At 66.9% G+C, this 26,894-nt stretch carries 21 protein-coding genes; 7 read left to right on the plus strand and 14 right to left on the minus strand.

The window, feature by feature from the left end; genetic code table 11:
• Positions 1-205: 205 nt before the first annotated feature.
• The 3 genes from ON37_RS19815 to ON37_RS19825 all read right to left on the minus strand — a co-directional run bounded on the left by ON37_RS19815 (position 206) and on the right by ON37_RS19825 (position 4,559).
• Positions 206-778, minus strand: a complete 573-nt coding sequence (locus tag ON37_RS19815; protein ID WP_040721337.1) for a DUF3558 domain-containing protein — start codon at positions 776-778, stop codon at positions 206-208.
• A gap of 168 nt (positions 779-946) precedes the next feature.
• Positions 947-3,778: a preprotein translocase subunit SecA gene (gene secA / locus ON37_RS19820; protein ID WP_040721340.1), complete on the minus strand. Its 2,832-nt coding sequence runs from the start codon at positions 3,776-3,778 to the stop codon at positions 947-949.
• A 226-nt stretch (positions 3,779-4,004) separates the two neighbouring features.
• Complete coding sequence (locus tag ON37_RS19825) at positions 4,005-4,559, minus strand: Rv3235 family protein (protein ID WP_051031812.1); 555 nt, start codon at positions 4,557-4,559, stop codon at positions 4,005-4,007.
• 173 nt (positions 4,560-4,732) lie between these two features.
• Between ON37_RS19825 and ON37_RS19830 the strand changes: the two genes are divergently transcribed.
• The 6 genes from ON37_RS19830 (at position 4,733) to bluB (ending at position 11,689) form a co-directional block, all read left to right on the plus strand.
• A complete protein-coding gene (locus tag ON37_RS19830) occupies positions 4,733-6,160 on the plus strand; it encodes a WS/DGAT/MGAT family O-acyltransferase (protein ID WP_040721342.1) in 1,428 nt (475 codons plus the stop codon).
• Positions 6,161-6,200: 40 nt separating this feature from the next.
• Complete coding sequence (locus ON37_RS19835) at positions 6,201-6,761, plus strand: DUF6912 family protein (protein ID WP_040721344.1); 561 nt, start codon at positions 6,201-6,203, stop codon at positions 6,759-6,761.
• 84 nt (positions 6,762-6,845) lie between these two features.
• Positions 6,846-8,015 carry a ferredoxin reductase gene (locus ON37_RS19840; RefSeq protein WP_040721400.1) on the plus strand — a complete coding sequence of 390 codons (1,170 nt, stop codon included), beginning with the start codon at positions 6,846-6,848 and terminating at the stop codon, positions 8,013-8,015.
• Positions 8,016-8,197: 182 nt separating this feature from the next.
• A complete protein-coding gene (locus ON37_RS19845) occupies positions 8,198-9,592 on the plus strand; it encodes a fatty acid desaturase family protein (protein WP_040721346.1) in 1,395 nt (464 codons plus the stop codon).
• A 97-nt stretch (positions 9,593-9,689) separates the two neighbouring features.
• A complete protein-coding gene (locus ON37_RS19850; RefSeq protein WP_040721348.1) occupies positions 9,690-10,946 on the plus strand; it encodes a fatty acid desaturase family protein in 1,257 nt (418 codons plus the stop codon).
• An 86-nt stretch (positions 10,947-11,032) separates the two neighbouring features.
• On the plus strand, positions 11,033-11,689 hold the full coding sequence (gene bluB, locus ON37_RS19855) for a 5,6-dimethylbenzimidazole synthase (protein ID WP_083893130.1): 657 nt from the start codon (positions 11,033-11,035) through the stop codon (positions 11,687-11,689).
• A 9-nt stretch (positions 11,690-11,698) separates the two neighbouring features.
• On the opposite strand, the gene ON37_RS19860 is transcribed toward bluB, so the two are convergent.
• The 10 genes from ON37_RS19860 to ON37_RS19905 form a co-directional block, all read right to left on the minus strand.
• Positions 11,699-12,991 (minus strand): acetyl-CoA C-acyltransferase, encoded by a 1,293-nt coding sequence (locus ON37_RS19860; RefSeq protein ID WP_040721352.1) that lies wholly within the window; start codon positions 12,989-12,991, stop codon positions 11,699-11,701.
• A gap of 118 nt (positions 12,992-13,109) precedes the next feature.
• Complete coding sequence (gene hpf / locus ON37_RS19865) at positions 13,110-13,769, minus strand: ribosome hibernation-promoting factor, HPF/YfiA family (protein WP_040721402.1); 660 nt, start codon at positions 13,767-13,769, stop codon at positions 13,110-13,112.
• A gap of 333 nt (positions 13,770-14,102) precedes the next feature.
• Positions 14,103-14,747, minus strand: a complete 645-nt coding sequence (locus ON37_RS19870; RefSeq protein WP_040721355.1) for a ComF family protein — start codon at positions 14,745-14,747, stop codon at positions 14,103-14,105.
• Between the two features lie 83 nt (positions 14,748-14,830).
• On the minus strand, positions 14,831-16,639 hold the full coding sequence (gene lpqB / locus ON37_RS19875) for an MtrAB system accessory lipoprotein LpqB (RefSeq protein ID WP_040721356.1): 1,809 nt from the start codon (positions 16,637-16,639) through the stop codon (positions 14,831-14,833).
• A complete protein-coding gene (gene mtrB, locus ON37_RS19880) occupies positions 16,636-18,534 on the minus strand; it encodes an MtrAB system histidine kinase MtrB (RefSeq protein ID WP_281004692.1) in 1,899 nt (632 codons plus the stop codon). Before mtrB ends, lpqB begins: the two co-directional genes overlap by 4 nt.
• Positions 18,531-19,208, minus strand: coding sequence for an MtrAB system response regulator MtrA (gene mtrA / locus ON37_RS19885; RefSeq protein WP_030515021.1), 678 nt, complete (start codon positions 19,206-19,208; stop codon positions 18,531-18,533). The genes mtrB and mtrA overlap by 4 nt, the downstream gene beginning before the upstream one ends.
• A gap of 79 nt (positions 19,209-19,287) precedes the next feature.
• Complete coding sequence (locus ON37_RS19890; protein WP_040721359.1) at positions 19,288-19,935, minus strand: dTMP kinase; 648 nt, start codon at positions 19,933-19,935, stop codon at positions 19,288-19,290.
• Between the two features lie 243 nt (positions 19,936-20,178).
• Entirely contained in the window at positions 20,179-21,663 is a 1,485-nt protein-coding gene (gene ahcY, locus ON37_RS19895; RefSeq protein ID WP_040721361.1) for an adenosylhomocysteinase, read from the minus strand.
• A gap of 146 nt (positions 21,664-21,809) precedes the next feature.
• Positions 21,810-22,514 (minus strand): response regulator, encoded by a 705-nt coding sequence (locus ON37_RS19900; protein WP_040721363.1) that lies wholly within the window; start codon positions 22,512-22,514, stop codon positions 21,810-21,812.
• Positions 22,511-24,043, minus strand: coding sequence for a sensor histidine kinase (locus ON37_RS19905; RefSeq protein ID WP_040721365.1), 1,533 nt, complete (start codon positions 24,041-24,043; stop codon positions 22,511-22,513). Before ON37_RS19905 ends, ON37_RS19900 begins: the two co-directional genes overlap by 4 nt.
• 148 nt (positions 24,044-24,191) lie before the next feature.
• On the opposite strand from ON37_RS19905, the gene ON37_RS19910 reads away from it, so the two are divergent.
• Entirely contained in the window at positions 24,192-25,559 is a 1,368-nt protein-coding gene (locus ON37_RS19910; RefSeq protein ID WP_040721367.1) for a cation:dicarboxylate symporter family transporter, read from the plus strand.
• A gap of 7 nt (positions 25,560-25,566) precedes the next feature.
• Here the strand turns inward: ON37_RS19910 and ON37_RS19915 are convergent, their stop codons facing one another.
• Positions 25,567-26,670: an alkane 1-monooxygenase gene (locus tag ON37_RS19915; protein WP_051031816.1), complete on the minus strand. Its 1,104-nt coding sequence runs from the start codon at positions 26,668-26,670 to the stop codon at positions 25,567-25,569.
• Positions 26,671-26,894: the final 224 nt, after the last annotated feature.

Below are 26,894 nucleotides of genomic sequence, written 5' to 3' on the forward strand. Positions count from 1 at the left end.
AAGATCTTAGTTCCTGGATGCTTTGGATCCGCCTCTTGAAGAAGTCGCAATCGCGGTCAAGATAGACAAACCTCTCCAAATCCATCCGAACATTCAGCCGGCCAGCCTTGACTTCCTCGATCAAGCCCGAGATCGGCCGCTGAGGCGCAGCCGGCGACTCGTCTCCTGCCATGAGGTACTAGTCCCTCCCGATTACAAACCTGAATCAAACGGTCGGAGGCATCGTCGGGACAACCTTGTCGCCCAACGTCTTCGCGATCTGGCATGCATCGAGGTTGCCGGTCCGAGGCGCAGACGCGGAGTTACTAACGTTGAACTCTAGCGTGCCGCCCTTCATCTCAACGTTCAGCGTGCAGGCTTCCTTGATATGGGGCCCTTCGAACTGACGTGTCGTGATTGCGCGGCGACCGACAACGGTGAGCTCTTGAGTATCTGGAAATCCTTTGCCACGGAGAACATCTACGGTGAGATTGGTCGTCCGTATCGACACGGCATATCCATCACCGTCGGCTTGGACCCAGGCGCAACCGCGCCACTTCACATCGTGCGCGTCACCATTGGCATTCTCCTTGTCAACCAGCTGCTCCGAGTCCAGAACGCTCTGCGGAATGTCCGTACACGGGTCATATCCACTCGGCGCATTCACCGCCAACGACGGCTGACTCGAATTCGTGCTCTGCCCCGCAGGTTTCGCGTCCCCATCCGACGCCGAACACCCCCCGAGGACCAGCGCCCCGCCGAGCGCCACCGCGACCGCCATCGCTCCCCGACCGATCATCCTGCGCGTCCTCTCGACTACCGGTCCCACCGCTACCGAATCGGGGCAGGACCGGCCCCCACCCCAGGGCGACCTGCGCCCGACGCTACCGCGCGGTCAGCCCGCATGCAATCGAGACGTCCGCGCTCGAAGACGCACGGCCGGCGTCTTCGAGCATCGACGCCGAAACTACCGGCGGCGCTTGGACTTCGGTGGCTTGACCTGCTTGGACTGGGTGCGCTCGGCCTCGCGGCGCTCCCGCCGGGTCATGCCGGTGGTCGGGGTGTCGCCGTATTCCTGTGCGGCGCTGCGGACCTCGGCGTGACCGCCCTCGTCGGGCCCGGAGAAGCTGAGACCGCGGGGGCCCGATTCGTCGATTCCCTTGGCGCGCAGGGCCGCCGGGGCGGCGGAGCCGTTTGCCTCCGGGATCGCGGGGGCCGGGTGCTGGGCGCCGACCGGAGAGCGGAGACCGGGGTCGACCGCCGGTTGCTGCTGCGGGACCTGCTGCACCTCGACCTGCAGGTTGAACAGGAAGCCGACCGACTCCTCCTTGAGGCCCTCGAGCATCGCGGAGAACATGTCGAAGCCCTCACGCTGGTACTCCACCAGGGGATCGCGCTGCGCCATCGCGCGCAGGCCGATGCCCTCCTTGAGGTAGTCCATCTCGTAGAGGTGTTCGCGCCACTTGCGGTCGAGCACCGACAGCAAGACCTGGCGCTCCAGATTGCGCATGCTGCCGGGGCCGGCCAGATCGTCGATTTCCTTCTCGCGCCGGGCGTAGGCGTCGTGGGCGTCCTCTAGGATGGCGTCGAGCAGTTCCTCGCGGCTCAGCTCGCCGATCTCTCCGGTCTCCGCCTCGCCGGTCAGGTCCTGGTACTCGATGCCCACCGGGTACAGCGTCTTCAATGCCGTCCACAGCTTCGCGAGGTCCCAGTCCTCGACGTAGCCCTCGGCGGTGGCGCCGTCGACATAGGCCGTGATCACGTCGGTGATCATCGACTGAACCTGGCCCTCCATATCCTCACCGGCCAGGATGCGCTGGCGTTCGGCGTAGATGACGGTGCGCTGCTGGTTCATCACCTCGTCGTACTTCAGAACGTTCTTGCGGATTTCGAAGTTCTGCTGTTCGACCTGAGTCTGGGCGCTCTTGATGGCGCGCGAGACCATCTTGGCCTCGATCGGCACATCGTCGGGCAGATTGAGTCGGGTCATGATCGACTCCAGCGCGGCACCGTTGAAGCGCCGCATCAACTCGTCACCGAGCGAGAGGTAGAACCGGGACTCGCCCGGGTCACCCTGGCGGCCGGCACGACCGCGCAGCTGGTTGTCGATGCGCCGCGACTCGTGCCGTTCGGTGCCCAGCACGTACAGGCCACCGGCCTCGCGGACCAGGTCCGCATCCTCTTCGACCTGTCGCTTGACCTGTTCGAGGGCGGGCAACCAGTTCGCCTCGTACTCCTCCGGAGTCTCGACCGGATCCAGGCCCTGCCGGCGCAGCAGCGTATCGGTGATGATGTCCGGATTACCGCCCAGCACGATGTCGGTACCGCGACCCGCCATATTCGTCGCGACGGTGACCGCGCCCGGCCGACCGGCCTCGGCGATGATCTGCGCTTCCTGCTCGTGGAATTTCGCGTTCAGGACGTTGTGCGGAATGCCGCGCTTGGTGAGCAGTTTGGACAGATATTCCGAACGCTCGACCGAGGTGGTGCCGATCAGCACCGGCTGATTCTTCTCGTGCCGCTCGGCGATATCGTCGGCCACCGCGGCGAATTTGGCTTCCTCGGTCTTGTAGATCAGGTCCGGTTGATCCATGCGGATCATCGGCTTGTTGGTGGGGATCGGCACCACACCCAGGCCGTAGGTCTGGTGCAGCTCGGCCGCCTCGGTTTCGGCGGTACCGGTCATACCGGACAACTTGTCGTACAAGCGGAAGTAGTTCTGCAGGGTGATGGTGGCCAGCGTCTGATTTTCCGGCTGGATCTCCACGCCCTCTTTGGCCTCGATGGCCTGGTGCATGCCCTCGTTGTAGCGCCGTCCGACCAGAATGCGGCCGGTGAACTCGTCGACGATGATGACCTCGCCGTTGCGGACGATGTAGTCCTTGTCGCGGACGTAGAGTTCCTTGGCCTTGATCGCGTTGTTCAGGTAGCTGACCAGCGGCGAGTTGGCGGCCTCGTACAAATTGTCGATGCCGAGCTGGTCCTCGACGAATTCGACACCGGCCTCGTGCACACCGATGGTCCGCTTCTTGATGTCGACCTCGTAGTGCACATCCTTCTTCAGCAAGGGCGCGATCCGAGCGAATTCGGCGTACCACTTACTGGAGGCGTCGGCCGGGCCGGAGATGATCAGCGGGGTGCGGGCCTCGTCGATCAGAATCGAGTCGACCTCGTCGACCACGGCGAAGTTGTGCCCGCGCTGGACCAGATCATCCAGCGAATGGGTCATATTGTCGCGCAGATAATCGAAGCCGAATTCGTTGTTCGTGCCGTAGGTGATATCGGCGTTGTAGGCCTGGCGACGTTCGGCCGGGCTCATCCCGGACAGGATCGCGCCGACGGACAAACCGAGGAAACGGTGCACGCGGCCCATCCACTCGGAGTCGCGGCGGGCCAGGTAGTCGTTGGTGGTGACGATGTGCACACCGTCGCCGCTGATCGCGTTGAGATACGCCGGCAGCACCGAGGTCAGCGTCTTACCTTCACCGGTTTTCATCTCGGCGACGTTGCCGATGTGCAGCGCGGCACCACCCATGACCTGCACCTTGTAGTGCTTCTGGTTCAGCACGCGCCAGGACGCCTCACGGGCGGTCGCGAAGGCCTCCAGCAACAATTCGTCCAGGGATTCGCCGTCGGCGTAGCGCTGTTTGAATTCGTCGGTCTTCGCGCGGAGTTCGGCGTCGGTCAGATCGGCGAATTCCTCGTCCAGGCTGAGCACTTCGTCGGCCAGATGCGCGAGCCGCTTGACGGTGCGACCCTCACCAAAACGTAGCAACCTCGTCAGTGTCAGCGCAGGCACGGGTCTCGTCAGTCCTCTGGTCGATGTTGTCGTCTTGCAGTGCTACTTCCTCGGCACACCGCGCTGTTCACGGCATACCGAAGCCCCCGCCACATGGTATGGGCGAAATCCCCGGTGCGCGGATACGCGGCATCGTCCATGGTAATGCGGGTTCCATCGTAGGCGCCGTCGCGGCGGCACATCGATGGCCGCCAGGGATGGTTCCCCGCTCCGCGAGACGACGAGCTCAGCGCATCCGCAGCGCAGCGATCCGCCAGCGGCCACGCCGCAGCACCAGCCGCGCGGCGATCGCGAACCGGCGCCGGCCCCGCTCGTATCCGCCGAACACTTCCGCACCGTTCTCGGTGACCTCGGCCGCTTTCATCGTGACCAGCACGGCGGCGCCGAGCCGCCGTTCGGCGACACCGGTGCGGGCGAGAGTTTCGACGGCGGCCAGGACGGTTGGCTCGACCAACGAACGCAGCTGCCCCAGCGGCCGCCGCCCGTCGATCACCTCCAACACCAACCGCACCGATCGCTCGGCGAAACGCAGTGCGTCCGCATCGTTGTCGCCCCGGGAGGCCGCGACCGGCGGGCCGCTGCGACGATCCGGCGAACGCCCGTCGTGCGCGGATCGGTGCGGGCCGCGCAACCGCACGACGGCATGATCGGTCACCTCGCGACGCCGCGGCGCAGGCGCCGCCGGCGCACCGGTCGCACCGGAATCCAGCGGCGGTTCGAATACCGGCGCGCGCTCGGTGCGGCGACGGGTGTATACCGGGCTTGCAGAAGACTCGAGCATTCGACACTCCCCCTGGTCGGCCTGCCTCGGGCACGGATCGAACCAGCATGCCATGCCCGCCGACGCCGGCGGAGGATTTGCCCGGCCGACGCGACAAGTGCCACACCTTCGGCCCCGGACGGTTTGGGTCACCCCACAATGGAGAGCGGCAACGGAGAGGAGCATCGGACAGCGTGATCACGAGACTGACGCCGCAGGACGCGTCGTTCTTCCGGCTCGAGTCGAGCAGCAATCCCATGCACATCGGCTCTCTCGCGATCGTGCGCGTCACGCCTGCGGGCGAGGACCGGGAGGGCGTTACGCCGGCCCTGGACTATCAGGGCCTGCTGGACCTGGTCGACAGCCGATTGCCGATGGTGCCGCGGTATCGGCGGAAGGTACGCGAGGTCCCGTTCAAGGTCGGCCGCCCGGTGTGGGTGGAGGACAGCAAATTCGACCTCACCTATCACGTGCGGCGATCCGCCCTACCGGCCCCGGGCTCCGACGACCAGCTCTACGACCTGGTGGGACGGCTGGCCTCGCGGCCGCTGGACCCCAGCCGGCCGCTGTGGGAGATGTATCTGATCGAGGGCCTGTCGGAGGGCCGCTGCGCGATCTTCACCAAGACCCATTCGGCCCTGGTGGACGGCGATACCGCACTGGAGATCGGGCACGTCATCCTGGATTCGGGGCCGTCGCCGCGCGAGGTCGGGCCCGACACCTGGGTGGCGCATCGCGAGCCCGGCGACGTGGAGTTGCTGGGGATGGCCCTGGCCGAGTTGGCCACTCAGCCCACCGCCGCCTGGGAGATGGTGCGCGACGCCGGAGCCAACGCCTCGGCCGTGATGGCGGCGGCGGGTAAGGCCGTCGACGCCGCCGTGTCGCGGGTCCGAGCGGCGGGACGTACCGCACCCGACAGCATCTTCAACACCCCGATCTCCCGCTGCCGCCGCTTCCACATCGCGCAGACGGATCTCGAGGACTACCGGCGCATTCGCCGACGCTGCAACTGCTCGATCAACGACGCGATCCTGGCCGTGGTGACGGGCGCGCTGCGAATATTCCTCCAATCGCGCGGTGAGGTGCTGGTCGAATCGGCGGTACTGCGTGCGGTGGTGCCGATGTCGGTGTACGTCGACGGCGCGCCGGGCGATGCGTTGCGCCCGCCCAGCGAGGTCTCCTCGTTTCTCGTCGATCTACCGGTGGGTGAGCGGAATCCGGTGATGCGGCTGTCCCACATCTCGCACGCCACCGCCGAGAACTCCCGGCACCGTCGGGGCGTGCGGGCCCGCACGCTGGTGCACATGGCGGGTTTCGCTCCCGCCAGCCTGCACGCGATGAGTGTGCGGGCGGCGAGTACGTTCGCAGAACACACGTTCAACCTGGTGATCACCAACGCCCCGGGTCCGCAGCAGCCGATGTACATCGGTGGCGCACGGATGCTGGAGATGTATCCGGTGTCGCCGTTGCTGCGCAATCAGGCGTCGAGTATCGGGATCACGTCCTACGACGGGCGAGTGTTCTACGGTCTCAATGCCGACCGCGAAGCGATGGCCGATATCGCCGTACTGGCGGCGGCGGTACGCGAATCCATGGAGGAGATGCTCGGTGCCTGCGTCTGAACAGGGCAAGCTACGCGTCTATGTCCCGGCCACCATCGCGATGCTGCGGGAATTGGTGGCGCAGCGCGAAATTCGCGCGGTGAACGACACCGCCTTCGCGGTGACCCCGGCGCTGCGGGAGGCCTACGCCTCCGGTGACGAGGAGGAGCTGGCCGAGGTCGCGATGGGGGAAGCGGCGCGCGCTTCGCTGCGGCTGCTGGCCGAGGAGCGTGAATCCGCCCTGCTGCACGCGGACGACGAGGCCGATCCGGACGCGGGCGACGGAGCCGATCCGGACGCCGCAGCCGACGACACCGGTTCGTCGTATTCGGCACCCGTCTACCGCCGGGCCGTGATCGCGGCCGATGTGACGGGCGTGACCCTGCGCCCCGACCTCGACGATGCGGTCGTGCGGCTGTCCGGCCCGATCACCTACAAACGCATCGCGTCGGTGCACGTCGACCTCTCCGAGGCCGAGCCGCAGGTCGCCAAGGCCGTCGACGTCATCGATGCCGCCGATCTGGGCGATCCCGACGCGGAATTCGTGCTGGGCGACGCCGAGGACCATCAGCTGGCGTGGTACGCGGCACAGGAGTTGCCGTTCCTGCTCGACCTCCTGTGAGCCGCCCGCTAACCTACGATGCCGTAACCTTGGGTCGAAGGGTGCGCCGCAGGCGCGTGATCACAGGAAATGAGCATTCGCACGATGGTGTCGAAATCCGTACAAGGCCTGCGGGCATGGCTCGAGGCCCCGGTCGCCGACGCGAAGATGGCCGGCCGGACGCGCTTGGACGCACTGCGCGGAGCGGCCGCCCGCATCACCACCCCGCTGCTGCCGGACGACTATCTGCATCTGGTGAATCCGCTGTGGTCGGCGCGGGAGCTGCGCGGCCGGATCGTCGAGGTCCGTAAGGAGACCGCCGATTCGGTGACCCTGGTGATCAAGCCCGGCTGGGGTTTCGACTTCACCTTCACCCCGGGCCAGTACATCGGCATCGGGGTCCTGGTGGACGGCCGCTGGCACTGGCGGTCGTATTCGCTGACCTGCCCGCCGAACTGGACCGATCCGGACAACCGCGCGAAGCGGGTCATCTCGATCGCGGTGAAGGCGATGCCGGAGGGGTTCCTGTCCAGCCACCTGGTCAACGGCGTGCCACAGGGCACGATCGTGCGGCTGGCCGCGCCGCAGGGCGGCTTCGTGCTGCCGGAGCCGCCGCCGGCGAAAGTGTTGTTCATCACGGCGGGCAGTGGCATCACACCGGTGATGGCGATGCTGCGAACGATGGATCGCCGCGCGGCCGACCGCCCGGACGGCGACGCGATGGACGATATCGTGCACATCCATTCGGCACGCACCGCGGACGACGTGATGTTCGGCGCGGAGCTGCGGGCGCTGCACGACAAGCATCCGGGTTTCACCGCCCACATCCACCTCACCGGCGAGCACGGCAAATTCGATCTCGCCGAACTGGATTCGCGGTTCCCGGACTGGCGCGAGCGCGAAACCTGGGCGTGCGGTCCGGCAGGGCTGCTCAACGATGTCGAAAAGCACTGGGCCGCCACCGGTATCAGCGACAAACTGCATGTCGAGCGGTTCGAGGTCGAGCGGTCGGCGGTCGGTGAGGGCGGCACGGTCACCTTCGCCCGCACCGATCGCAGCGCCGAGGTGGACGGGGCGACCAGCCTGCTCGAGGCCGGTGAGGCCGCCGGTGTCCAGATGCCGTTCGGCTGCCGGATGGGCATCTGCCAGACCTGCGTGGTCACCCTCACCGAGGGGCACGTGCGCGACCTGCGCAACGGCAACGAACATCAGGCCGGCGAGAAGGTGCAGACCTGCATCTCCGCCGCGGCCGGTGACTGCACGCTCGACGTGTGAGCTCGGCGCTGCCGTGCCGCGCGGGGGGCGAGCGCGCGGCAGCGCCAACCGATACCCTGAAAAGGAACCCGACCGAGACCTCCCACCGAAGCGCAGCGGAGGCAATCCCAGACCGGCCGCCGACGCGAAGCTGAGGCATTTCTTTCGACACCGCCGGAGCGAAGCGGAGGCATACCGACACCGTGGCCATCACCGACATCAAGGCGTACTCGCATCTGACGGAAGCCGATATCGAGACCCTGGGGGCGGAGCTCGACGCCATCCGCCGCACCGTCGAACAGTCCCTCGGCGAACGCGACGCCCGGTACATCCGGCGCACGATCCGCGGGCAGCGGATACTCGAGGCCGCCGGGCGGGCGACCCTGTTCGCCGGACGCAACAAATGGGCGTGGGTGGCCGGTACGGCCATGCTCTCGGTGGCCAAGATCATCGAGAACATGGAGCTCGGTCACAACATCAGCCACGGCCAGTGGGACTGGATGAACGACCCGGAGATCCACTCCACCAGCTGGGAGTGGGATATGACCGGTACCTCCGGGCAATGGAAGCGGGCCCACAACTACTCCCACCACACCTACACCAACATCGTCGGCATGGACGACGACGTGGGTTTCGGCATCCTGCGGATGACCCGCGACGAACAGTGGAAGCCGATCAATCTCGCCCAGCCGCTGGCGAATCTGATCCTGGCGGCCCTGTTCGAGTGGGGTATCGCCCTGCACGATCTGAAGCTCGAGAAGTTGCAGACCGGGGTGCCGCGCACGGACCTGCTGTCGGAGCCGAATCGGCAGTTCTTCCGCAAGGCCGGCCGGCAGGTGGCCAAGGATTTCGTCGTCTACCCGCTGCTGTCGGGCCCCGGCTGGAAGCAGACGCTGAAGGCGAATGCGACCGCGAATCTGATCCGCAATCTGTGGGCCTACGCGGTGATCTTCTGCGGGCATTTCCCGGACGGCGCGGAGAAGTTCACCGAGGAGCAGTTCGCCGCCGAAACCCGCGCCGAATGGTATCTGCGGCAGATGCTGGGTAGCGCCAATTTCCAGGCCGGGCCGGCGATGGCATTCATGAGCGGCAACCTCTGCTATCAGATCGAGCATCACCTGTTTCCGGACATTCCGAGCAATCGGTATCCGGAGATCGCCCGGCAGGTGCGCCAGCTGTGCGACAAATACGACCTCCCGTACACGACCGGTTCGCTCGGCAAGCAGTACCTGCTCGCCTTCCGGACGATTCACAAACTCGCCCTGCCGGACCGGTTCCTGCGCCGTACCGCCGACGATGCCCCGGAAACCTCGTCGGAGCGGAAATTCTCGCTGCTGGCGCGGTCACTCGAAGTCGGCGGCGAACAGTCGGTCGTCGATCCGCTGACCGGGCGGCGGCAGGGATTGCGGTCGGCGCTGGTCGAGGCCAAGGCCGCGCTGCGGGAGAAGGCCCGGCAGGAGAAGGCCGCGCTGCGTGAGGCCAAACTCGCCCTGCAGGAGAAGGCGCGCGCCGAAAAACAGGTGTTGCAGCGGCGGGCGTTGCGGGAACGAGCCACCGTTCGCGTCCGGTTGCGGCAGCGGCGAAAGCGACTAACTTAAGCAGATGTCGGTCACGATCACAATGCGGCGTACGCCACAATTGTAATCCGATCCCGAGACAACCTACGCAACCGTAACCTACGGTAGTGTAACCAGCATGGCGATCTCGGATGTCAAGGAATACGCCCACCTCACCCCCGAGGATGTGGAGGCGATCGGAGCGGAGCTGGATGCGATCCGCCGCGAAATCGAGGCCTCCCGTGGCGAGAACGACGCCCGCTACATCCGCAACGTGATCCGTCTGCAGCGCGCGCTGGAGATCGGCGGCCGCGCCGTCCTGTTCGCCAGCTTCCTCCCGCCGGCCTGGGTGGCCGGCACCGCGATGTTGTCGGCCGCCAAGATCATCGAGAACATGGAGATCGGCCACAACGTCATGCACGGGCAGTGGGACTGGATGAACGATCCGGAGATCCACTCCTCGACCTGGGAATGGGACAACGTCGGCCCGTCCGAGCACTGGAAGATCACGCACAACTACCTGCACCACAAGTACACCAACGTGCTGGGCATGGACGACGACATCGGCTACGGCCTGCTGCGGGTGACCCGCGACCAGCGGTGGTCGCCGTTCTACCTCGGCCAGCCGATCTACAACCTGCTGCTGCAGATGTTCTTCGAATACGGTGTGGCCATTCAGCATCTGGAACTCGGCAAGGTGGCCAAGAAGAAGTGGCCCGCCGGCTCGCCGGAACGGCTGCAGTTCGAACACGACCGCGGGGTGGTGCTGAAGAAGGTCGGCAAGCAGGCCGCCAAGGATTACCTGATCTTCCCGCTTCTGACCGGACCCGCATTCCTGTCGACGCTGACGGCGAACATCACCGCCAACATCGTCCGCAACGTATGGACCAACGCGGTGATCTTCTGTGGCCATTTCCCGGACGGTGCGGAGAAGTTCACCAAGGGCGATGTCGAAAACGAAACGCAGGGCGAGTGGTACCTGCGGCAGATGCTGGGCAGCGCCAACATCACCGGCGGCCCGGTCATGCACTTCATGACCGGCAACCTGTCCCACCAGATCGAACATCACCTGTTCCCGGACCTGCCGAGCAACCGGCTGCGGTCGATCGCGGTGCGGGTGCGCGAGCTGTGCGATAAATACGACCTGCCCTACACCAGCGGTTCGCTGCCGGTGCAGTACGCGAAGTCGTGGCGCACGATCATCAAGCTGTCGCTGCCCAACAAGTATCTGCGGCGCAGCACCGACGACGCCCCGGAGACGAAATCCGAGCGGGCCTTCGGCGGGATCGGCACCATCGACCCGGCAACCGGCCGGCGGCGGGGCCTGCGGACCGCGCTGAAGGAAGGTAAGCGCCGGGTCAGCGAACGGCGCCAAGCGGTCGGTTCGGCCGCCTGATTCACCCACTGAGAAAGGGGCTCCCCGGCTTTGAGCCGGGGAGCCCCTTTCGTCGGTGTGACGGTACGGCCTGATTGACTGAACACGTGTCAACGCCAGAACCCGGCATCTACGACGTGATCCGCCGACGCCGCGATGTGCGCGCCGAATTCACCGGCGAACTCGTCGACGATGCCACCCTGCTCCGCATTCTCGACGCCGCCCATCGCGCACCGAGTGTGGGCAACTCGCAGCCGTGGGATTTCGTCGTCGTTCGCGACGGGCAGACATTGTCGCGGTTCGCCGCCCATGTCGCCGACAAACGCATCGAGTTCCGCAATTCACTGCCGCCGGAACGGGCGCGCACCTTCGAACCGATCAAGATCGAAGGAATTACCGAGAGCGGCACCGGCATCGTGGTCACGCACGACGACAGCCGCGGCGGCCCACGGGTGCTGGGGCGCGCGACGGTACCCGAAACCGGTTTGTACTCAACGGTTCTCGCCATCCAGAACCTCTGGCTGGCGGCGACCTCCGAGGATGTCGGTGTCGGCTGGGTCAGCTTCTACGACGAGTCGTATCTCCGCGAGCTCATCGAACTACCGGCCGGAATCCGGCCGGTCGCATGGCTCTGCATCGGGCCGGTGCACGAATTCCAGGAGACGCCCGACCTGGAGCGGTTCGGCTGGCGCGAGCGACGGCCGCTCGCCGAGGCGATCCACTGGGAGCGCTACCGGGCCGATACACCGGTCCGGCCGCGGTAGCGCCCACCGCTACACCCGTTCGAGAACCGCCGAAGCGCCGTGCCCGCCCGCGGCACAGATACCGAGGAGCGCGGTGGCCTTCCCGGTCAGCGCGAGTTCGTTCGCCATCGTGGTCACCATCCGAGCGCCGGTCGCACCGAAGGGGTGTCCGATCGACACCGATCCGCCGTGCACATTGAGGATGGCGGGGTCGATCTCGCCGACGGCACGGTCGCGATCCAATCGGGACTTGGCCCAGGTGTCGCTGGCCAGTGCGGACACCACTGACAGGGTCTGCGCGGCGAATGCCTCGTGGATGTCGACGAAATCGACGTCTGCCAGGGTCATTCCCGCCTTGTCCAGCGCGCGCGGCATCGAGATGGCCGGACCGATGAGGACCTGGTCGGCCGGGTCGACGCTGACGAAACTCCAGGATCGGAAGGCCGCCAACGGTTTCAGACCCAGCGCGTTCGCCTTCTCCTCGCTCATCAGCAGCACCGCGGCGGCGCCGTCGGTGAGCGGGCTGGCGTTGCCCGCGGTCACGGTCCCGTCGCGCTGGAAGGCCGGGGCCAGCGTCGCCAATTTCGCCACACTGGTGTTCGCGCGCACGAGGCCGTCGCGGGTGATCTCCGTCCCGGCATCGGTGCGCACCCGTAGCACCTCACGATCGAAACGGCCGGAGTCGATCGCGGCGGCCGCGCGGTGATGGGATCGGGCGGCGAATTCGTCCTGGTCGGCGCGGCTGATGCCGTTGATGCGGGCCATCTTCTCCGCCGACTCCCCCATCACCTCGCCGGTGGTGCGCTCGGCGATCCTGGGCCGGCGCGGCAGCAGATCGGTGAACGGGGCCAGTTGGGCGGCCGCCGACAGATAGTCCTTCGGCTTCGGTTTGCCCAAGGCCAGCGGGGCGGCCGCGTGAACCACCTTCTGCGGCAGCTTCACCTCGGCATTGCTGGTGGAATCGCTGCCGCCGGCAACCATGATGTCGTATTCACCGCGCTCGATCGCCGCCGCGGCGGCGGTCACCGCCTGCAGCCCGGACGCACAGGCCCGGGTAACGGTGTAGCCCTCGCAGCCGTGATCCAACCCGAGATCGAGCGCGATTTCGCGAGCCACATTGGGGGCCGCGCTCGGCAGGATCGCTCCGCCCCACACCATCGCCTGCACCTGATCCTTGGGCAGGCCGGTCCGTTCGAGCAGACCGCCGACCGCGAGCACGCCCAGGGCGATGGTGTCCATCCGGGTGTAGTCGGTGAAGGCACGCAGGAACGGGGTGCGGGCACCGGCAACGATGACGGCGCGACGAGAACGCTTGGTAGCCATGAACTTACTCTATGGTCAGGAATATTCTGAGACAAGATGTCACAGAAACATTCCCGGCCGCCGCACAGCGAAACGGCCGGGACGGGTCGGGTCCCGGCCGTTTCCGTACGACACGTGGTTACGCCAGCCGGATCAACCCGTAGTCGAAGGCATGGCGACGGTAGACCACCGACGGACGGTCGGTTTCGCGGTCGTGGAAGAGGAAGAAATCGTGACCGACGAGCTCCATCTGATAGAGCGCGTCGTCGACCGACATCGGGGTCGCGGAGTGCACCTTCGTGCGCACGATGTGCCCGGGACCGACATATTCCCCCGCCTCGGATTCGGCGCGTTCGGGCTGTTGCGAACCGTCCGGATTCGCGGTCAGGGAATCGTCGACCAGCGCGGCGGTCGCCTCGGCCACCGAGACCGGCGTCTTCTCGCCGTAATGCACCCGGCGGCGATCCTTACTGCGCCGCAATCGGGATTCCAGTTTGGCCACGGCCGACTCCAGCGCGCCGTAGAAGCTGTCGGCACACGCCTCGGCCCGGACCACGGGGCCTTTACCACGAACGGTGATTTCCACGCGCTGACAGTTCTTGCGCTGGCGGCGGTTTCTTTCGTGGAACAGCTCGACGTCGAACAGGTAGATCGACGGGTCGAAACGTTCCAGACGGGAGAGTCGGTCCGCGACGTGAATGCGGAAATGATCGGGTACCTCGACGTTACGTCCCTTGACCACGACGTCCGCATCGGGCGTCCGGGGCACATCCGAGATGGTTTGTTCGGCTCCGTTCAGTTCACTGGAACCCTGCTGGGTGCCCGTACCGGTCGAGGGATCTGCTTCTTTCACTGAAGGTCGTGAAGTCGTCACGCGTACCTCCCGGATCTGGCCGCACAACCGATTCATGTGCGGCGGGTATCAACCGTGCCGAGACGGTCCGGGGCTGCGCGGGACCGAGCGGAGGACTTGCGGCCTGCCACCCGTGGCCCACTGTTCACGCCGGAAAGCTCGGCACGAAGTCGTCCGAGTCGCCACCTCCAAACTCTGGGTTCGGGTGTCAGATCGCTCTGTCAGCAACGCTATTACGCCGACGATCCGTCCGCCACTGTTCACGCAAATTTCTCCGACTCACGCCGCACAGGTCACCATCACCGCGCGCACGCGCACGCCCGACGCGGCCAGCACCCGCACGGATTCGGCGGCCGTCGCGCCGGTGGTGAGGACATCGTCCACCAGGACGACATCGGCGTCCGGCACGGTGCGAAGGGCCGAGTCCGGGCCGATCCGGTGGACGATCCGGCCGGCCAGATTGTCTCGGCGCGCGGCCACCCCGAGCCCGACCGAATCCCGCACCGCACCGCGCGACCACAACACCGGCGCCAGATGGCAATCGGTCAGCCAACCACCGGCGACGCGGGCCGCGCGGGCCACCGGATCGCCGCCGCGGCGCCGCGCAGCGACCCGTCGGCTGGGCGCCGGAACCAGGACGAGCGGACGGCCGGGAGCGCGCAGCCGGCCGATTCCGCGCGCCAATGCCAGGCCCAGCGGTGCGGCCAGATCACGACGTCCCGATTCCTTCGCCGCGACCACCGCTCGGCGCGCCGGGCCCGAATATCCGCTCAACGCCCAGCACGGCACTCCCGGGTCGGTCCGTGGCCACACCCGCATCGGCGTGGCCGCGAGCACCTCGGCACACCCGGCGCACCAACCGGTTCCGGTCGCACCGCATCCCCCGCAGTACTGCGGCAGGATCAGATCCAGCAGCATCCGCATCGGCACAGTCTGGCTGAGACCACCGACAGATCGCGGCCCACGCCGGTCCGCCGAACGACGTCACCCCGCCGCCGAAGCTCCGATCACCCCGGCAGAACCGGCACGGTGTTCGCGCCCAGCCCCGGTGTCTCACGCCAGAACCGGTCTGCGGCCGGACCCGCGGCCTGCAGCTGCATCACGGCACGTGAATCCGCGGCGTAGAGCGTGCCGGGCGCGGCACTGACGGCGCGGACGGGCGGAGTCAGGTTCTGACTGGACAGTGGACTCAGTTCCGACCCGTCGATGAACACCGACTCCACCGGGTTCACATCGCCTTCCCGCGCCAGCACGAGGGTGTCGGGAGTGGACCAGTCGATGGATACCGCCGTGGTACTCAGATCGACGGCAACCGGCTGCGGTGAGATCAGCGAGTACTTACCGTCCGGCTGTTGGACCACCACGGCCGAGTACACCTTGCCACCGGCGATGATCGCCGCCCGCGTCCCGTCGCGAGACATGCTCAGATCGGTGATGGGCAACCGTGGTACGGGATCGGTGCTGTTCGCCTCACCCACCGTCAGCGCCGAACTGTCGACATCCTGCACCGATACGTTGCCGGTGGCGCGGTCGTGCACCACCCGGACCACTCGGGAGCCGTCGACGACCGTCCACACCGCGCCGCCGTCGGATGTCCACGACGGACGCGTGAAGCTGTCACCCTGCACCACCGAGAACATCGTGGTGCCGTCGAAATTGCCGAGGACGAGCGTATGTCTCGGCGCGGGAGGGGGCTGACCGCTGTCGGCGACCGCGGCCACCAATCTCCCGTCCTCGGACAGTCCGACCGACTGCAAATTGTGGACCGAGCCGAAATATCCCGGCGCCGGAACGATCTCTGCCTTGGCCGGATTCACCGTGACCAGTGCGCCGTCCCGCAACGCGTACAGCCGGCTCCGGTCGTTCGGGGAGACGGCCGGATTGAGCGAGCTGACGTCGTCCAGCGACCAGCCACCGGGATAGCGCTCGTCGAGCGGTTTCCCGTCGGCCAGCAGCACGTACGGTCCCGGAATATCGGCGCCGGCGAGGGTCAGGACGACCTGGGCGGCCAGCAGCTCCCGGCTGTGCGCATCCAGCCCCGCTGCGCCGGAGAAGTCGATCCGCACGCCGCCCAGACCGACACCGACATTGTCGGTGGCGCCGTTGGCCTTGGTGATTCCGTCGCGCACATGAATCGGCTGGGCCAGCACGTTTCGTACCGCCGGCGCCAGCGCCGGCTGGGCTCCTTCGGACAGCAGCGACAGCAGCCGCTGCGCGAGCTGATCCTTGGTGGTGGAAACCCATCGCAGATCCGGGACCATGGTGGTCCCGGCGAGGTTGGCGAAATACAACGGATAGCGCCGATACGACTTGTAGAAGGCGGAACTGTCCACCACCACACCCGGCTCCACCTGGCTGATCCGCCAGTCGTCGCCGACCTTCGTCATTTCGATTCTGGTCTCGTAGGTGTTGTCCTGCGCCCGAAACGACCCGCCGTCCCTCAGCTCGCCGAGTTTTCGCCCTCGGATGCGATAGGTCGTGGTGTCGCCCGACCGGGACTCCCGCAGTGTGTCGGGCTTGTCGACGATCACGGTGCGGGTGCTGTCGTCCCAGTCCTGCGCCGCGGCCGCCGTGAGGTACTGCCGCGCGGTTCGATGGTGATCGGTCGGATCGGCGGTGGCTTCCAGGAAGTCGTGCAGCAGCAGATCGGGATCGCGCCCGGTGGTCGGCGGGTGTGGGCCGGTCGAGGTCGGCTGCCGGTTCAGCGTGCCCAACGCCTGGGGCGCCGACGAGTCGGGCAGGTTGGCACAGCCGGCGAGGACCAGCACGCAGCTGAACAGCGCGCCGAGCAGCGTTGCCAGACGGGTGCGGGTCATGGGTTGATGTCCTCTTTGTCGGCGGCGGTGTCGTCCGTACCCGGGGACGCGGTGCCACCCGCGCCTGCGCGGTCGGGCGTGTTCCCGGGCCGTTCGGCGGGCTGCTCCGCATCGGGCCGCGGACCGTCGACCGCATCCGCGCTCCGCCGCGCCTCGGCCGATCCTTCCTCCGTGGTGTCGGCCTCGACGGTACCCGGCGAACTCGGGGCGACGGTCGGCCCGTCCGGTCCCGCGGGATCGCCCGGGTCGGCTGGTCCGGCCGGATCGGCCGGCTCCGGCGGCAGCTCGGCGAGGCGTCGCTTCGGAGGTTCCAGCGACAGCGGGCTCGGTCCGAGTTTGCGACCGCGAACCAACGGCAGCGTCAAGCGGAAGCTGGCACCGACGCCGGGCTCACCCCACGCCTCCAGCCGGCCGTCGTGCAGATTCGCATCCTCCACGCTGATCGACAGGCCGAGTCCGGTACCGCCCGAACGCCGCATCCGAGACGGGTCCGAACGCCAGAACCGGTTGAAGACCAGCTTCTCCTCACCGGGTCGCAGGCCCACGCCCTGGTCACGTACCACCATCGCGACGGCATTGGCATCCACATCGCCGCGCATGCGGATCAGCACCGGTTTGCCCTCGCTGTGGTCGATGGCGTTGGCGAGCAGATTGCGCAGCACCCGCTCGACGCGACGCGGATCGACCTCCGCGACCAGCGGCTCCTCGGGCAGATCCACCACCAGTTCACAACCGGATTCCTTGGCCAGATGCCGGACCGTCGATACCGCGGCCCGAGCGCACATCCGCACATCCAGCGATTCGATCTGCAGTTCGGCCACACCGGCGTCGTGACGACTGATCTCGAGCAGATCGTTGAGCAGGCCCTCGAATCGGTCGAGCTCGGTGACCAGCAGTTCCGCACTGCGGGCCAGCGCCGGATCGAGTTCGTCGCTGGACCCGTGGATCAGATCGGCGGCCATGCGCACCGTTGTCAGCGGGGTCCGCAATTCGTGGCTGACATCGGAGGTGAACCGGCGTTGCAGATTGCCGAACTCCTCGAGCTGGGTGATCTGGTTCGACAGGCTCTCCGCCATCTCGTTGAACGACATGGCGAGCCTGGCCATATCGTCCTCGCCACGCACGAGCATGCGTTCCTTCAACCGGCCGTCCGCGAAGCGGCTGGCGATCCGCGCGGCCGACCGGATCGGCAGCACCACCTGCCGCGTCACCAGCGCGGTGATCGCGGCCAGCAGCACCAGCAGGACGACACCGCCGATGAGCATGGTGCCGCGCATCAGGCTGAGGCTGCGCTGCTCGTTGTTGAGCGGGAAGATCAGGTAGACCTCGAGGGTGGGCACCTCCGAGCTCGGGCTGCCGATGATCAGCACCGGGCCGTGATAGCCGTCCGGATCCGTGATCGTCGCGAACTGGTAGCTGACCTGGTTCTGCTGAACGAACCGGCGCAGTTCGGCCGGAACCTCCAGCAGCGGACCGGCCGTCACCTCCTGCTGTCCGTCACCCACCATGGCCAGGGCGACGTTGTAGGTGCCGGCCCCACCAGAGGACGAGTTGCTGCCACCGGAGGACAGCCCGCGCACGGCCTCTTGCAGGCGAACCGCCTGGGTGCTCGAATCGGAGACACCGGTCAACTGCGCTTCGACGGTATTGCGGGCGCGACCCATCTCCTCAACGGCCGCATTGACTTTCGCGTCCAGGAGGCGGTCGGTGATCTGACTGGTCAGCACGACACCGAGAATCGTGATGACGATCAGCGACAGCGTGAGCGTGGAGACCACCACGCGCAATTGCAGCGACCGTCGCCACATGTGGCCCAGCGACTCTCCGAGGGATTTGAACCAGGCCACCACAGCTGCCAGCAACCGCTCGAGGCGGTTTCTGGAGCCTGCGATCACGGCGGTCCGGCCTTGTAACCGACACCGCGGACGGTCAGCACGATCTCAGGGTTCTCGGGGTCCTTCTCCACCTTGGCCCGCAGGCGCTGCACGTGCACGTTCACCAGCCGGGTGTCGGCGGCGTGCCGGTAGCCCCACACCTGCTCGAGCAGGACCTCACGGGTGAAGACCTGGCGCGGTTTGCGAGCCAGGGCCACCAGCAGATCGAATTCGAGCGGGGTCAGCGAGATCTGCTGACCGCTGCGGGTCACCTTGTGGGCCGGTACGTCGATGACGATGTCGGCGATCGACAGCAGTTCGGCCGGCTCGTCGTCGGTGCGACGCAACCGCGCCCGCACCCGAGCGACCAGCTCCTTGGGTTTGAAGGGCTTGACGATGTAATCGTCGGCGCCCGATTCCAAACCCAGGACGACGTCGACCGTGTCGGTCTTGGCCGTCAACATCACGATCGGCACACCGGAATCGGCGCGCAGCACCCGGCACACGTCGATGCCGTTCATGCCCGGCAGCATGAGGTCGAGCAGCACCAGGTCCGGGCGTAACTCCCGGACCGCGGTGAGCGCCTGCGTGCCGTCGCCGACCACATGGGGGTCGAAACCCTCGCCGCGCAAGACGATCGTGAGCATCTCGGCGAGCGCCATATCGTCGTCGACGACCAGAATCTTCGGCTTCATAATTACTATGTTGTCATCTCTCCGGCTCGGAACGGGCAACCACGCCAACACTGGTTACATTACCGACGCACATGCCACCCTATCGGCCAATCAATTCCGCCAGTCGTTCGGTGAGTCGGGCCGGATCGTCCTGCGGCGCATGCACCCACCACGGGCCGTGCCACTGGGATTCGGCCAACACACGATAGACCGCTGCCGTACGTTCCTGCAGCGATACATCCCGTTCGTAGGCGTCGAGCGCACGGGCGGTGTCGAGTTCACCTCGGCGCCGGGCACGTTCGATCGCCAGCTCGGTCGGTACGTCGAGCAGCACCTGAATATCGGGCACCGGGAGTTCGAACCGGCCGAACTCCAATTCCGCTATCCACGAACTGGTTTCGCCGTCCGCCTGCTCGCCGGACCGCGCGGCGCTGTAGGCGGCATTGGAGGCGACATACCGGTCGAGCAACACAATATCGTTGTCCGCCAACAGTTTCGACAATCCGTCGCGGGCCTCGGCGCGATCGAGGGCGAACAGCAACGCCATCGCGCGCACGGATGCGGCCACATCGCCGTGTCGGCCGCGCAGGGCCTCGGCCGCGAGGTCCGCGTGGATCGACCGGCCGTAGCGCGGGAAGGCCAGCGTCTCCACACGCAGACCGCGGTCGCGCAGGCCCGCGACGACGGCGTCGATCAGCGTCCGCTTACCCGCGCCGTCGAGGCCCTCTACCGCGATGAGTGCACCCATAACGTGCAGGTTACAACGCCTGCGTCGGCCCTGTTCGACGTACCCGCGATGCACGACCCGAACAGCCCCGTCGCCGACGCCGAGCCGTGGGTCGGGTTCGGCGAGCGGGGCGAACGAGCCGGGCTCGACGCTGTGCCGAGTGCCGCACCAGGGCCCGGGCCCGCCGGGCGCCGAGCTCGGCACCACGGGCCCGAACGATGTCCCGCCGGGCTCGAAAGCACCGGCGCGACAACCGATTCCGAGTCAGTACCGGTAATGCTCCGGCTTGAACGGACCCTCCACGTCCACACCGATGTACTCGGCCTGGTCCTTGGTCAGCTTCGTGAGGGTGCCGCCCAGCGCCTCGACGTGGATGCGGGCGACCTTCTCGTCGAGCACCTTCGGCAGGCGGTAGACCTCGTTGTCGTACTCCTCCGGCTTGGTCCACAGCTCGATCTGCGCGATGACCTGGTTGGAGAAGCTGTTGCTCATCACGAACGAGGGGTGGCCGGTGGCGTTACCCAGGTTCAGCAGCCGGCCCTCGGACAGCACGATGATCGACTTGCCGGTCTCCGGGAAGGTCCACAGATCGACCTGCGGCTTGATGTTCAGCTTGGTGGCCCCGGAGTTCTCCAGCGCCGCCATATCGATCTCGTTGTCGAAGTGACCGATATTGCCCAGGATCGCCTGATCCTTCATCGCCTTCATGTGGTCCAGGCCGATGATGTCCTTGTTGCCGGTCGAGGTGATCACGATGTCGGCATCGGCGATCGCCTGCTCGACGGTGACGACATCGAAACCGTCCATCAGCGCCTGCAGCGCGTTGATCGGGTCGATCTCGGTGACCTGCACGCGGGCGCCCTGGCCGGCCATCGACTCCGCGCAGCCCTTGCCCACATCGCCGTAACCGCAGATCAGCACCTTCTTACCGCCGATCAGCACATCGGTGCCGCGGTTGATGCCGTCGATCAGCGAATGCCGGGTGCCGTACTTGTTGTCGAACTTGGACTTGGTGACCGAGTCGTTGACGTTGATCGCCGGGAAGGCCAGCTCGCCCGCCGCCGCGAACTGGTACAGCCGCAGCACACCGGTGGTGGTCTCCTCGGTGACCCCGCGGACCGATTCGGCGATCGTGCTCCACTTGGTGGGGTTCGCCGCCAGGCTCGCGCGCAGCAGGTTCAGGAACACCTTGTACTCGGTGGAGTGCGACTCGTCCTCCGGCGGAACGACGCCCGCCTTCTCGAACTGGGCGCCGCGCAGCACCAGCATCGTGGCGTCACCACCGTCGTCGAGAATCATGTTGGCCGGCTCGTCCGGCCAGGTGAGCATCTGCTCGGCCGCCCACCAGTACTCCTCGAGCGTCTCGCCCTTCCAGGCGAAGACCGGGGTGCCCTTCGGCTCGTCGACCGTGCCGTGCGGGCCCACCACGACCGCGGCGGCGGCGTGATCCTGGGTGGAGAAGATGTTGCACGAGGCCCACCGCACCTGCGCGCCGAGTTCGACCAGCGTCTCGATCAGCACCGCGGTCTGGACCGTCATATGCAGCGAACCGGAGATGCGCGCGCCCTTCAGCGGCTGCACCTCGGCGTACTCGCGGCGCAGCGCCATCAGACCGGGCATCTCGTGTTCGGCGAGTCGAATCTCCTTGCGGCCGAACTCGGCCAGCGACAGATCCGCCACCTTGTAGTCGATGCCGTTGCGAACATCGGGAGTCAGGTTCGTCTGTGCGGAAAGTTCTGAGGTCGTCATGCGCCTGGATCAGCCTCTCGATGGATGTCGGTTCGACAACTCAGGCTAGTCGCTCGCACGCGTTCGGTGTACGCCGACGGGGTGCGGTTGTCGAGCCGCACCCGCTTCCGCTGCCGGCCGATCGGCTCCCGGCCGGCCGGCCGCCGTCATCGACGCCAGACGTATCGGACCTGGGGACGCCCCGCGCGACCGTAGTCCGAGCGGCGCTCCACCACGCCGTCGGCGGCCAGCTGCTCCAGATAGCGCCATGCGGTGACGCGTGAAACACCCACGGCACGACCGGTTTCGGTTGCCGACAGCCCGTTCGGCGCCGCACGCACCGCCCCGGAGATCTCCTGGAGTGTCTGCGGCGCAATACCTTTCGGTGCGGTCGCCTTCGGGTCGGTGGTGCGCAGCGCGCTCAGGGCCCGATCGATGTCGTGCTGGGTCAGCGCCGAATCACCGGCGGGCAACGCGGCCCGGAACTCCAGATACCGCTCGAGCTTGTCCCGGAACGCCGCGAAGGTGAAGGGTTTCAACAGATACAGCGCTATCCCGTGGGCGACCGCGGCCCGCACCACCTCGAGGTCGCGCGCCGAGGTGATGGCGATCACGTCGGGGCGGGGACGCAGCCGGGCCAGGGCGGCCGTCACCTCGAGCCCGCCGATGTCGGGCAGCCCCAGGTCCATCAGCACCAGGTCGATCGGGGTTGCGCCGGCGGCGGCGTGGGTTGCCGTCCGAATCGCGTCGCGGCCCGTGGCGGCCACGCCCACCGGTTCGAAACCCGGCACCCGTGCGACGTACGAGTGATGCGCCTCGGCGATGCGCGGTTCGTCCTCCACGATCAACACCCGGATCGGCTGCCCCGTCATCGCACCGGAATCCTCACCACGACGGCCGACTCCGGGGTTCGCTCGGCCCGCAGCGTGCCGCCGTATCGGGTCACCAGCCGCCAGACCAGAGCCAGTCCGAGCCCGTGATGTTCGGTCTTGGTCGTGTACCCGCGCTCCATCGCCCGGGCGAAGGTCTCCTCCGACATTCCCGGGCCGCTGTCGGCGACCCTGACCATCAGCGCCGACGCCTCCGAGCGGACCGTGACCTCGACCCACGCGTCGGGTTCCTGCGCCACCGCATCCACCGCGTTGTCGACGAGATTCCCGACCAGGGTGACCATCTCCGGTGCGGTCAGCGGGTCGACGGATTCCAGCGCGGTGTCGGCTCCGACGGTCAACTCCACGCCGCGCTCGATGGCCCGGTCCACCTTGCCCAGCAGTAGCGCCACCAGTACCGGCTCGTGGACCGCGTCGGTCAGCCGGTCGATCAGCTCCTGGGACAGCCGCAGTTCGGCAGTCGCGAAATCGACAGCTCGATCGACGTGTCCCAACTCGACCATGGTGATCACCGCGTGCAACCGGTTGGCGGCCTCGTGGGCCTGCGCCCGCAGCGATTCCGCCAGTCCGCGCGTGGAGTCCAATTCGCCCATGATGTCGCGCAATTCGGTGTGATCACGGATGGTGAGGACGGTGCCGAGGCGCCGACCGGCCCACGACACGACGTCCTGATTGACCACCAGTACGCGAGCGGGTGTCACATGCATCTCGTCCCGGATCACGGTCGCGTCGAGGCGCCGCAGCGACACCGGCAGATCGGCGCGGCGCACCGGGCCGTCCGGCAGTTCCAGCAAGCGCCTGGCCTCGTCGTTCACCACCGCCGCCGTCTCGTCGTCACGATCGAACACGATCAGCCCCTCGTGTACGGAGTGCAGTACGGCCTGCTGATGTTCGTAGAGCGTCCGCAGTTCGGCGGGCCCCAGGCCCTGGGTCTGGCGCAGCAATCGGCGGTGCAGCAGGAGTGCGCCCAGCACGGCCAGCAGCAGACCGACTCCCGCCGCACCCAGGATCAGCGGCAGCTGGGCTCGCACCTGGTCGCCGATCCGGGCACGGGTCACGCCTGCCGACACCAGCGCGACGACGCGCCCGGTGTCGTCGACGACGGGTGTGACCGCCCGGATCGACGGGCCCAACGTCCCGGTGTAGGTCTCGGTGAACGTCTCACCGGCCAGCGCCCGATCGATATTTCCGCTGAACGGCTGTCCGATCCGGCTGACATCGGTATGGGTGTAGCGGGTGCGATCGGGGGCCATCACCACGATGAAATCCACCCCGGTTCGCTGCCGGATCCGTTCGGTCACCGGCTGCAGTACGGCCGTGGGGTCCGGCGTCCGTACCGCGGCGGCGGTGGCGGGCGCCTGCGCGAGCGTCACCGCGATACCGGTCACCCGGCGGGCGGTCGCTTCGTCCTGTTCGCGCCGCACCTCCCACACCGCCAGCGCCGATCCGATCGCGATCACCACCACCAGGACCACCAGCTGGACCACGAAGACCTGGCCGGCCAGGGTCATACCCCGCGCGTACCCGGCGGTCCGGCCTCTCGCCCGCAACGGTCCTCCCGTGAACGAAACGTACGTAATGGTGACCGGGGTCACGGTCACCCCCATCATCACAGTACGAACCCGAGGGACAGATCGGGCAGCACCGGAGGCACATCTCATGAGCGACTCGACACGGCCGCACCGTCGCGACCGTACCCATTGGCTCTACCTCGCCGTCATCGTGGCGGTCGTGGCCGGCATCCTCGTCGGGTGGCTGGCGCCCGGCTTCGGGAAGTCCGTGGGCGAGCTGGGCACCATGTTCGTCAACCTGATCAAGATGATGATCTCGCCGGTCATCTTCTGCACGATCGTGCTCGGCATCGGCTCGGTACGGGCGGCCGCGCGGGTCGGCAAGATCGGCGGCCTGGCGATCGGCTACTTCCTGATCATGTCGACGGTGGCGTTGACGATCGGTCTCGTGGTCGGCAATCTTCTGCAGCCGGGCAGCGGCCTGAACGTCCACGATCACATCGGCGCTGCCGCCGGGTACGTGAAGCAGGCCGAAGGGGCCGGCGGCACATGGCATTTCCTGCAAAGCATCGTTCCGACATCGCTGCTGTCGTCGCTGACCGCGGGCAGTGTGCTGCAGACGCTGTTCGTGGCCCTGCTCGTCGGCTTCGCGGTGCAGGCCATGGGTGCGCAGGGCGAACCGATTCTGCGCGCGGTGACACTGGCGCAGCAGCTGGTCTTCAAGATCCTGACCATGATCCTGTGGCTGGCCCCGATCGGCGCCTTCGGCGCGATGGCGAACGTGGTAGCGGCCACCGGGCTGGACGCGGTGAAACAGCTGGCGGCCCTGATGCTCGCGTTCTACCTCACCTGCCTGGTCTTCGTCTTCGGGGTACTGGGTGCGCTGCTGCGGGTGACGTCGGGCGTCTCGATCTTCAAGCTGGTTCGCTATCTGGCCCGCGAATATCTGCTGATCTTCTCCACCTCGTCGTCGGAATCGGCGCTGCCGCGGCTGATCGCGAAGATGGAGCATCTCGGCGTGGAACGCTCCACCGTGGGCATCGTGGTGCCGACCGGATATTCGTTCAACCTCGACGGCACCGCGATCTATCTCACGATGTCCGCGCTGTTCATCGCCGACGCGATGGGCAAACCGCTGTCGCTCGCCCAGCAGATCGGTCTGCTCGTGTTCATGGTGGTCGCGTCCAAGGGGGCGGCCGGGGTCACCGGCGCCGGGCTCGCGACCCTGGCCGGCGGCTTGCAGAGCCATCGCCCGGATCTGCTCGACGGTGTCGGGCTGATCGTCGGGATCGACCGATTCATGTCCGAGGCACGCGCCGTCACCAACTTCTCCGGCAACGCCGTCGCCACCGTTCTCGTGGGCACCTGGACGAAGACGATCGATCCGAGCCGGCTGCGCGCGGTGCTCGACCGGAAGATCCCGTTCGACGAAACGACCATGGTGGACGCCGAGGCGCCCGCCGGCGCGCCTGCGCCGACGGCACCCGAACGAATCCAGCTGGTCTCCGCCGGATAGCGCGCGGTTATCCGGCGAATCCGAGGGCTGCCAGGGTCCGTTCCCGTTTCCTGGGCACGATATTGGCCCTGGTGAGGTCCCCGCCGTAGTGCGCGGCGACCTTCGGATCCATCACTCGGCGCCACAGCGGCGGCACGGCGGCCAGCAGGATCATCGTGGCGTAGCCGGCGGGTAGTTGCGGTGCTTCCCGGGAGCTGCGCAGCGTCTGGTAACGCCGCCCCGGATTGGCGTGATGGTCGCTGTGGCGCTGCAGATGGAACAGGAAGATGTTGGTGACCAGCCGATCCGAATTCCAGCTGTCGGCCGGCGAGCACCGCGCCCAGCGCCCGCTGGGAAGCCGACGCCGCAGCAGCCCGTAGTGCTCGACATAGTTCACCGTTTCCAGCAGCCCGAATCCGATCACCGCCTGCAACAGCAGATACGGCAGCATCCGCGGTCCGAAAGCGGCCAGCAGCGCCCCGTAGAGCACCAGCGTCATCGACCACGCCTGCAGGATGTTGTTGTGCACGGTCCACCAGCCCAGGCCCTTGCGATGCAGCCGATCACGTTCGAGCCGGATCGCCGACCGTAGCCCGCCGAAAATGCTGCGCGGCAGGAACATCCACAGCGACTCACCCAGCCGGGCGCTCGCCGGATCCTCCGGCGTGGCGACCCGAGCGTGATGGCCCTTGTTGTGTTCGACGAAGAAGTGCCCGTAACCCGACTGTGCCAGTGCGATCTTCGCCAGCCAGCGCTCGAGGTGTTCCACGCGGTGCCCGAGTTCGTGCGCGGCATTGATCCCGATGCCGCTGACGAGGCCGAGGGTCACGGCCAGGCCCAGCTTGTCCACCGCATCGAGTTCGTCGCCGGACCACATATAGGCGGCTACGCCCAGTCCGGCCAACTGGATCGGCAGGAACAGATACGTGCACCACCGGTAGTAACGATCGTGGGAGAGCCGCTCGTAGTCCTCGTCACGGGGATTGGTTCCGTCGTCGCCGACGATCCAGTCCAGCAGCGGGATGACACCCAGCACGATGATCGGCCCGATCCACCAGAACGCCTCGATTCCGGTCCGGGCGACCAGTTGGGACGGTAGCAGTGCGCATCCCGGAGCGATCAACCCCAACATCCACAGATGCCGTTTGGGATCGGGCGAACCCGCACGTTTGCCGACCGATTGCACTTATTGCCCCACTAGAACGAACCTGGACTCTTGCCAGGTAAATATGTAGCCGGTCCCAGCCCGTTACGCCCGGTTCAACCGGGCAAAGTGGTAACCGTTACACACCGGGACGCCGAGTCACAGACATTCCGGGTCGAAAAGACCGGTGCCGCACCCCACGAGCAACCCGC

Source organism: Nocardia veterana NBRC 100344 (assembly GCF_000308855.1).
GTDB classification, from domain to species: Bacteria; Actinomycetota; Actinomycetes; order Mycobacteriales; family Mycobacteriaceae; genus Nocardia; species Nocardia veterana.

Excerpts from the sequence above, each read along its gene's own strand:
- ON37_RS19825 (WP_051031812.1), bottom strand. The coding sequence starts at position 4,559 with ATGCTCGAGTCTTCTGCAAGCCCGGTATACACCCGTCGCCGCACCGAG.
- ON37_RS19870 (WP_040721355.1), bottom strand. The coding sequence starts at position 14,747 with ATGCGGATGCTGCTGGATCTGATCCTGCCGCAGTACTGCGGGGGATGC.
- ahcY (WP_040721361.1), bottom strand. The coding sequence starts at position 21,663 with ATGACGACCTCAGAACTTTCCGCACAGACGAACCTGACTCCCGATGTT.
- ON37_RS19910 (WP_040721367.1), top strand. The coding sequence starts at position 24,192 with ATGAGCGACTCGACACGGCCGCACCGTCGCGACCGTACCCATTGGCTC.
- mtrA (WP_030515021.1), bottom strand. The coding sequence starts at position 19,208 with ATGAAGCCGAAGATTCTGGTCGTCGACGACGATATGGCGCTCGCCGAG.
- ON37_RS19835 (WP_040721344.1), top strand. The coding sequence starts at position 6,201 with ATGCTGCGGGAATTGGTGGCGCAGCGCGAAATTCGCGCGGTGAACGAC.
- ON37_RS19890 (WP_040721359.1), bottom strand. The coding sequence starts at position 19,935 with ATGGGTGCACTCATCGCGGTAGAGGGCCTCGACGGCGCGGGTAAGCGG.
- lpqB (WP_040721356.1), bottom strand. The coding sequence starts at position 16,639 with ATGACCCGCACCCGTCTGGCAACGCTGCTCGGCGCGCTGTTCAGCTGC.
- ON37_RS19905 (WP_040721365.1), bottom strand. The coding sequence starts at position 24,043 with ATGACCCTGGCCGGCCAGGTCTTCGTGGTCCAGCTGGTGGTCCTGGTG.
- ON37_RS19915 (WP_051031816.1), bottom strand. The coding sequence starts at position 26,670 with ATGTTGGGGTTGATCGCTCCGGGATGCGCACTGCTACCGTCCCAACTG.
- ON37_RS19815 (WP_040721337.1), bottom strand. The coding sequence starts at position 778 with ATGATCGGTCGGGGAGCGATGGCGGTCGCGGTGGCGCTCGGCGGGGCG.
- ON37_RS19840 (WP_040721400.1), top strand. The coding sequence starts at position 6,846 with ATGGTGTCGAAATCCGTACAAGGCCTGCGGGCATGGCTCGAGGCCCCG.
- ON37_RS19850 (WP_040721348.1), top strand. The coding sequence starts at position 9,690 with ATGGCGATCTCGGATGTCAAGGAATACGCCCACCTCACCCCCGAGGAT.
- ON37_RS19860 (WP_040721352.1), bottom strand. The coding sequence starts at position 12,991 with ATGGCTACCAAGCGTTCTCGTCGCGCCGTCATCGTTGCCGGTGCCCGC.
- ON37_RS19900 (WP_040721363.1), bottom strand. The coding sequence starts at position 22,514 with ATGACGGGGCAGCCGATCCGGGTGTTGATCGTGGAGGACGAACCGCGC.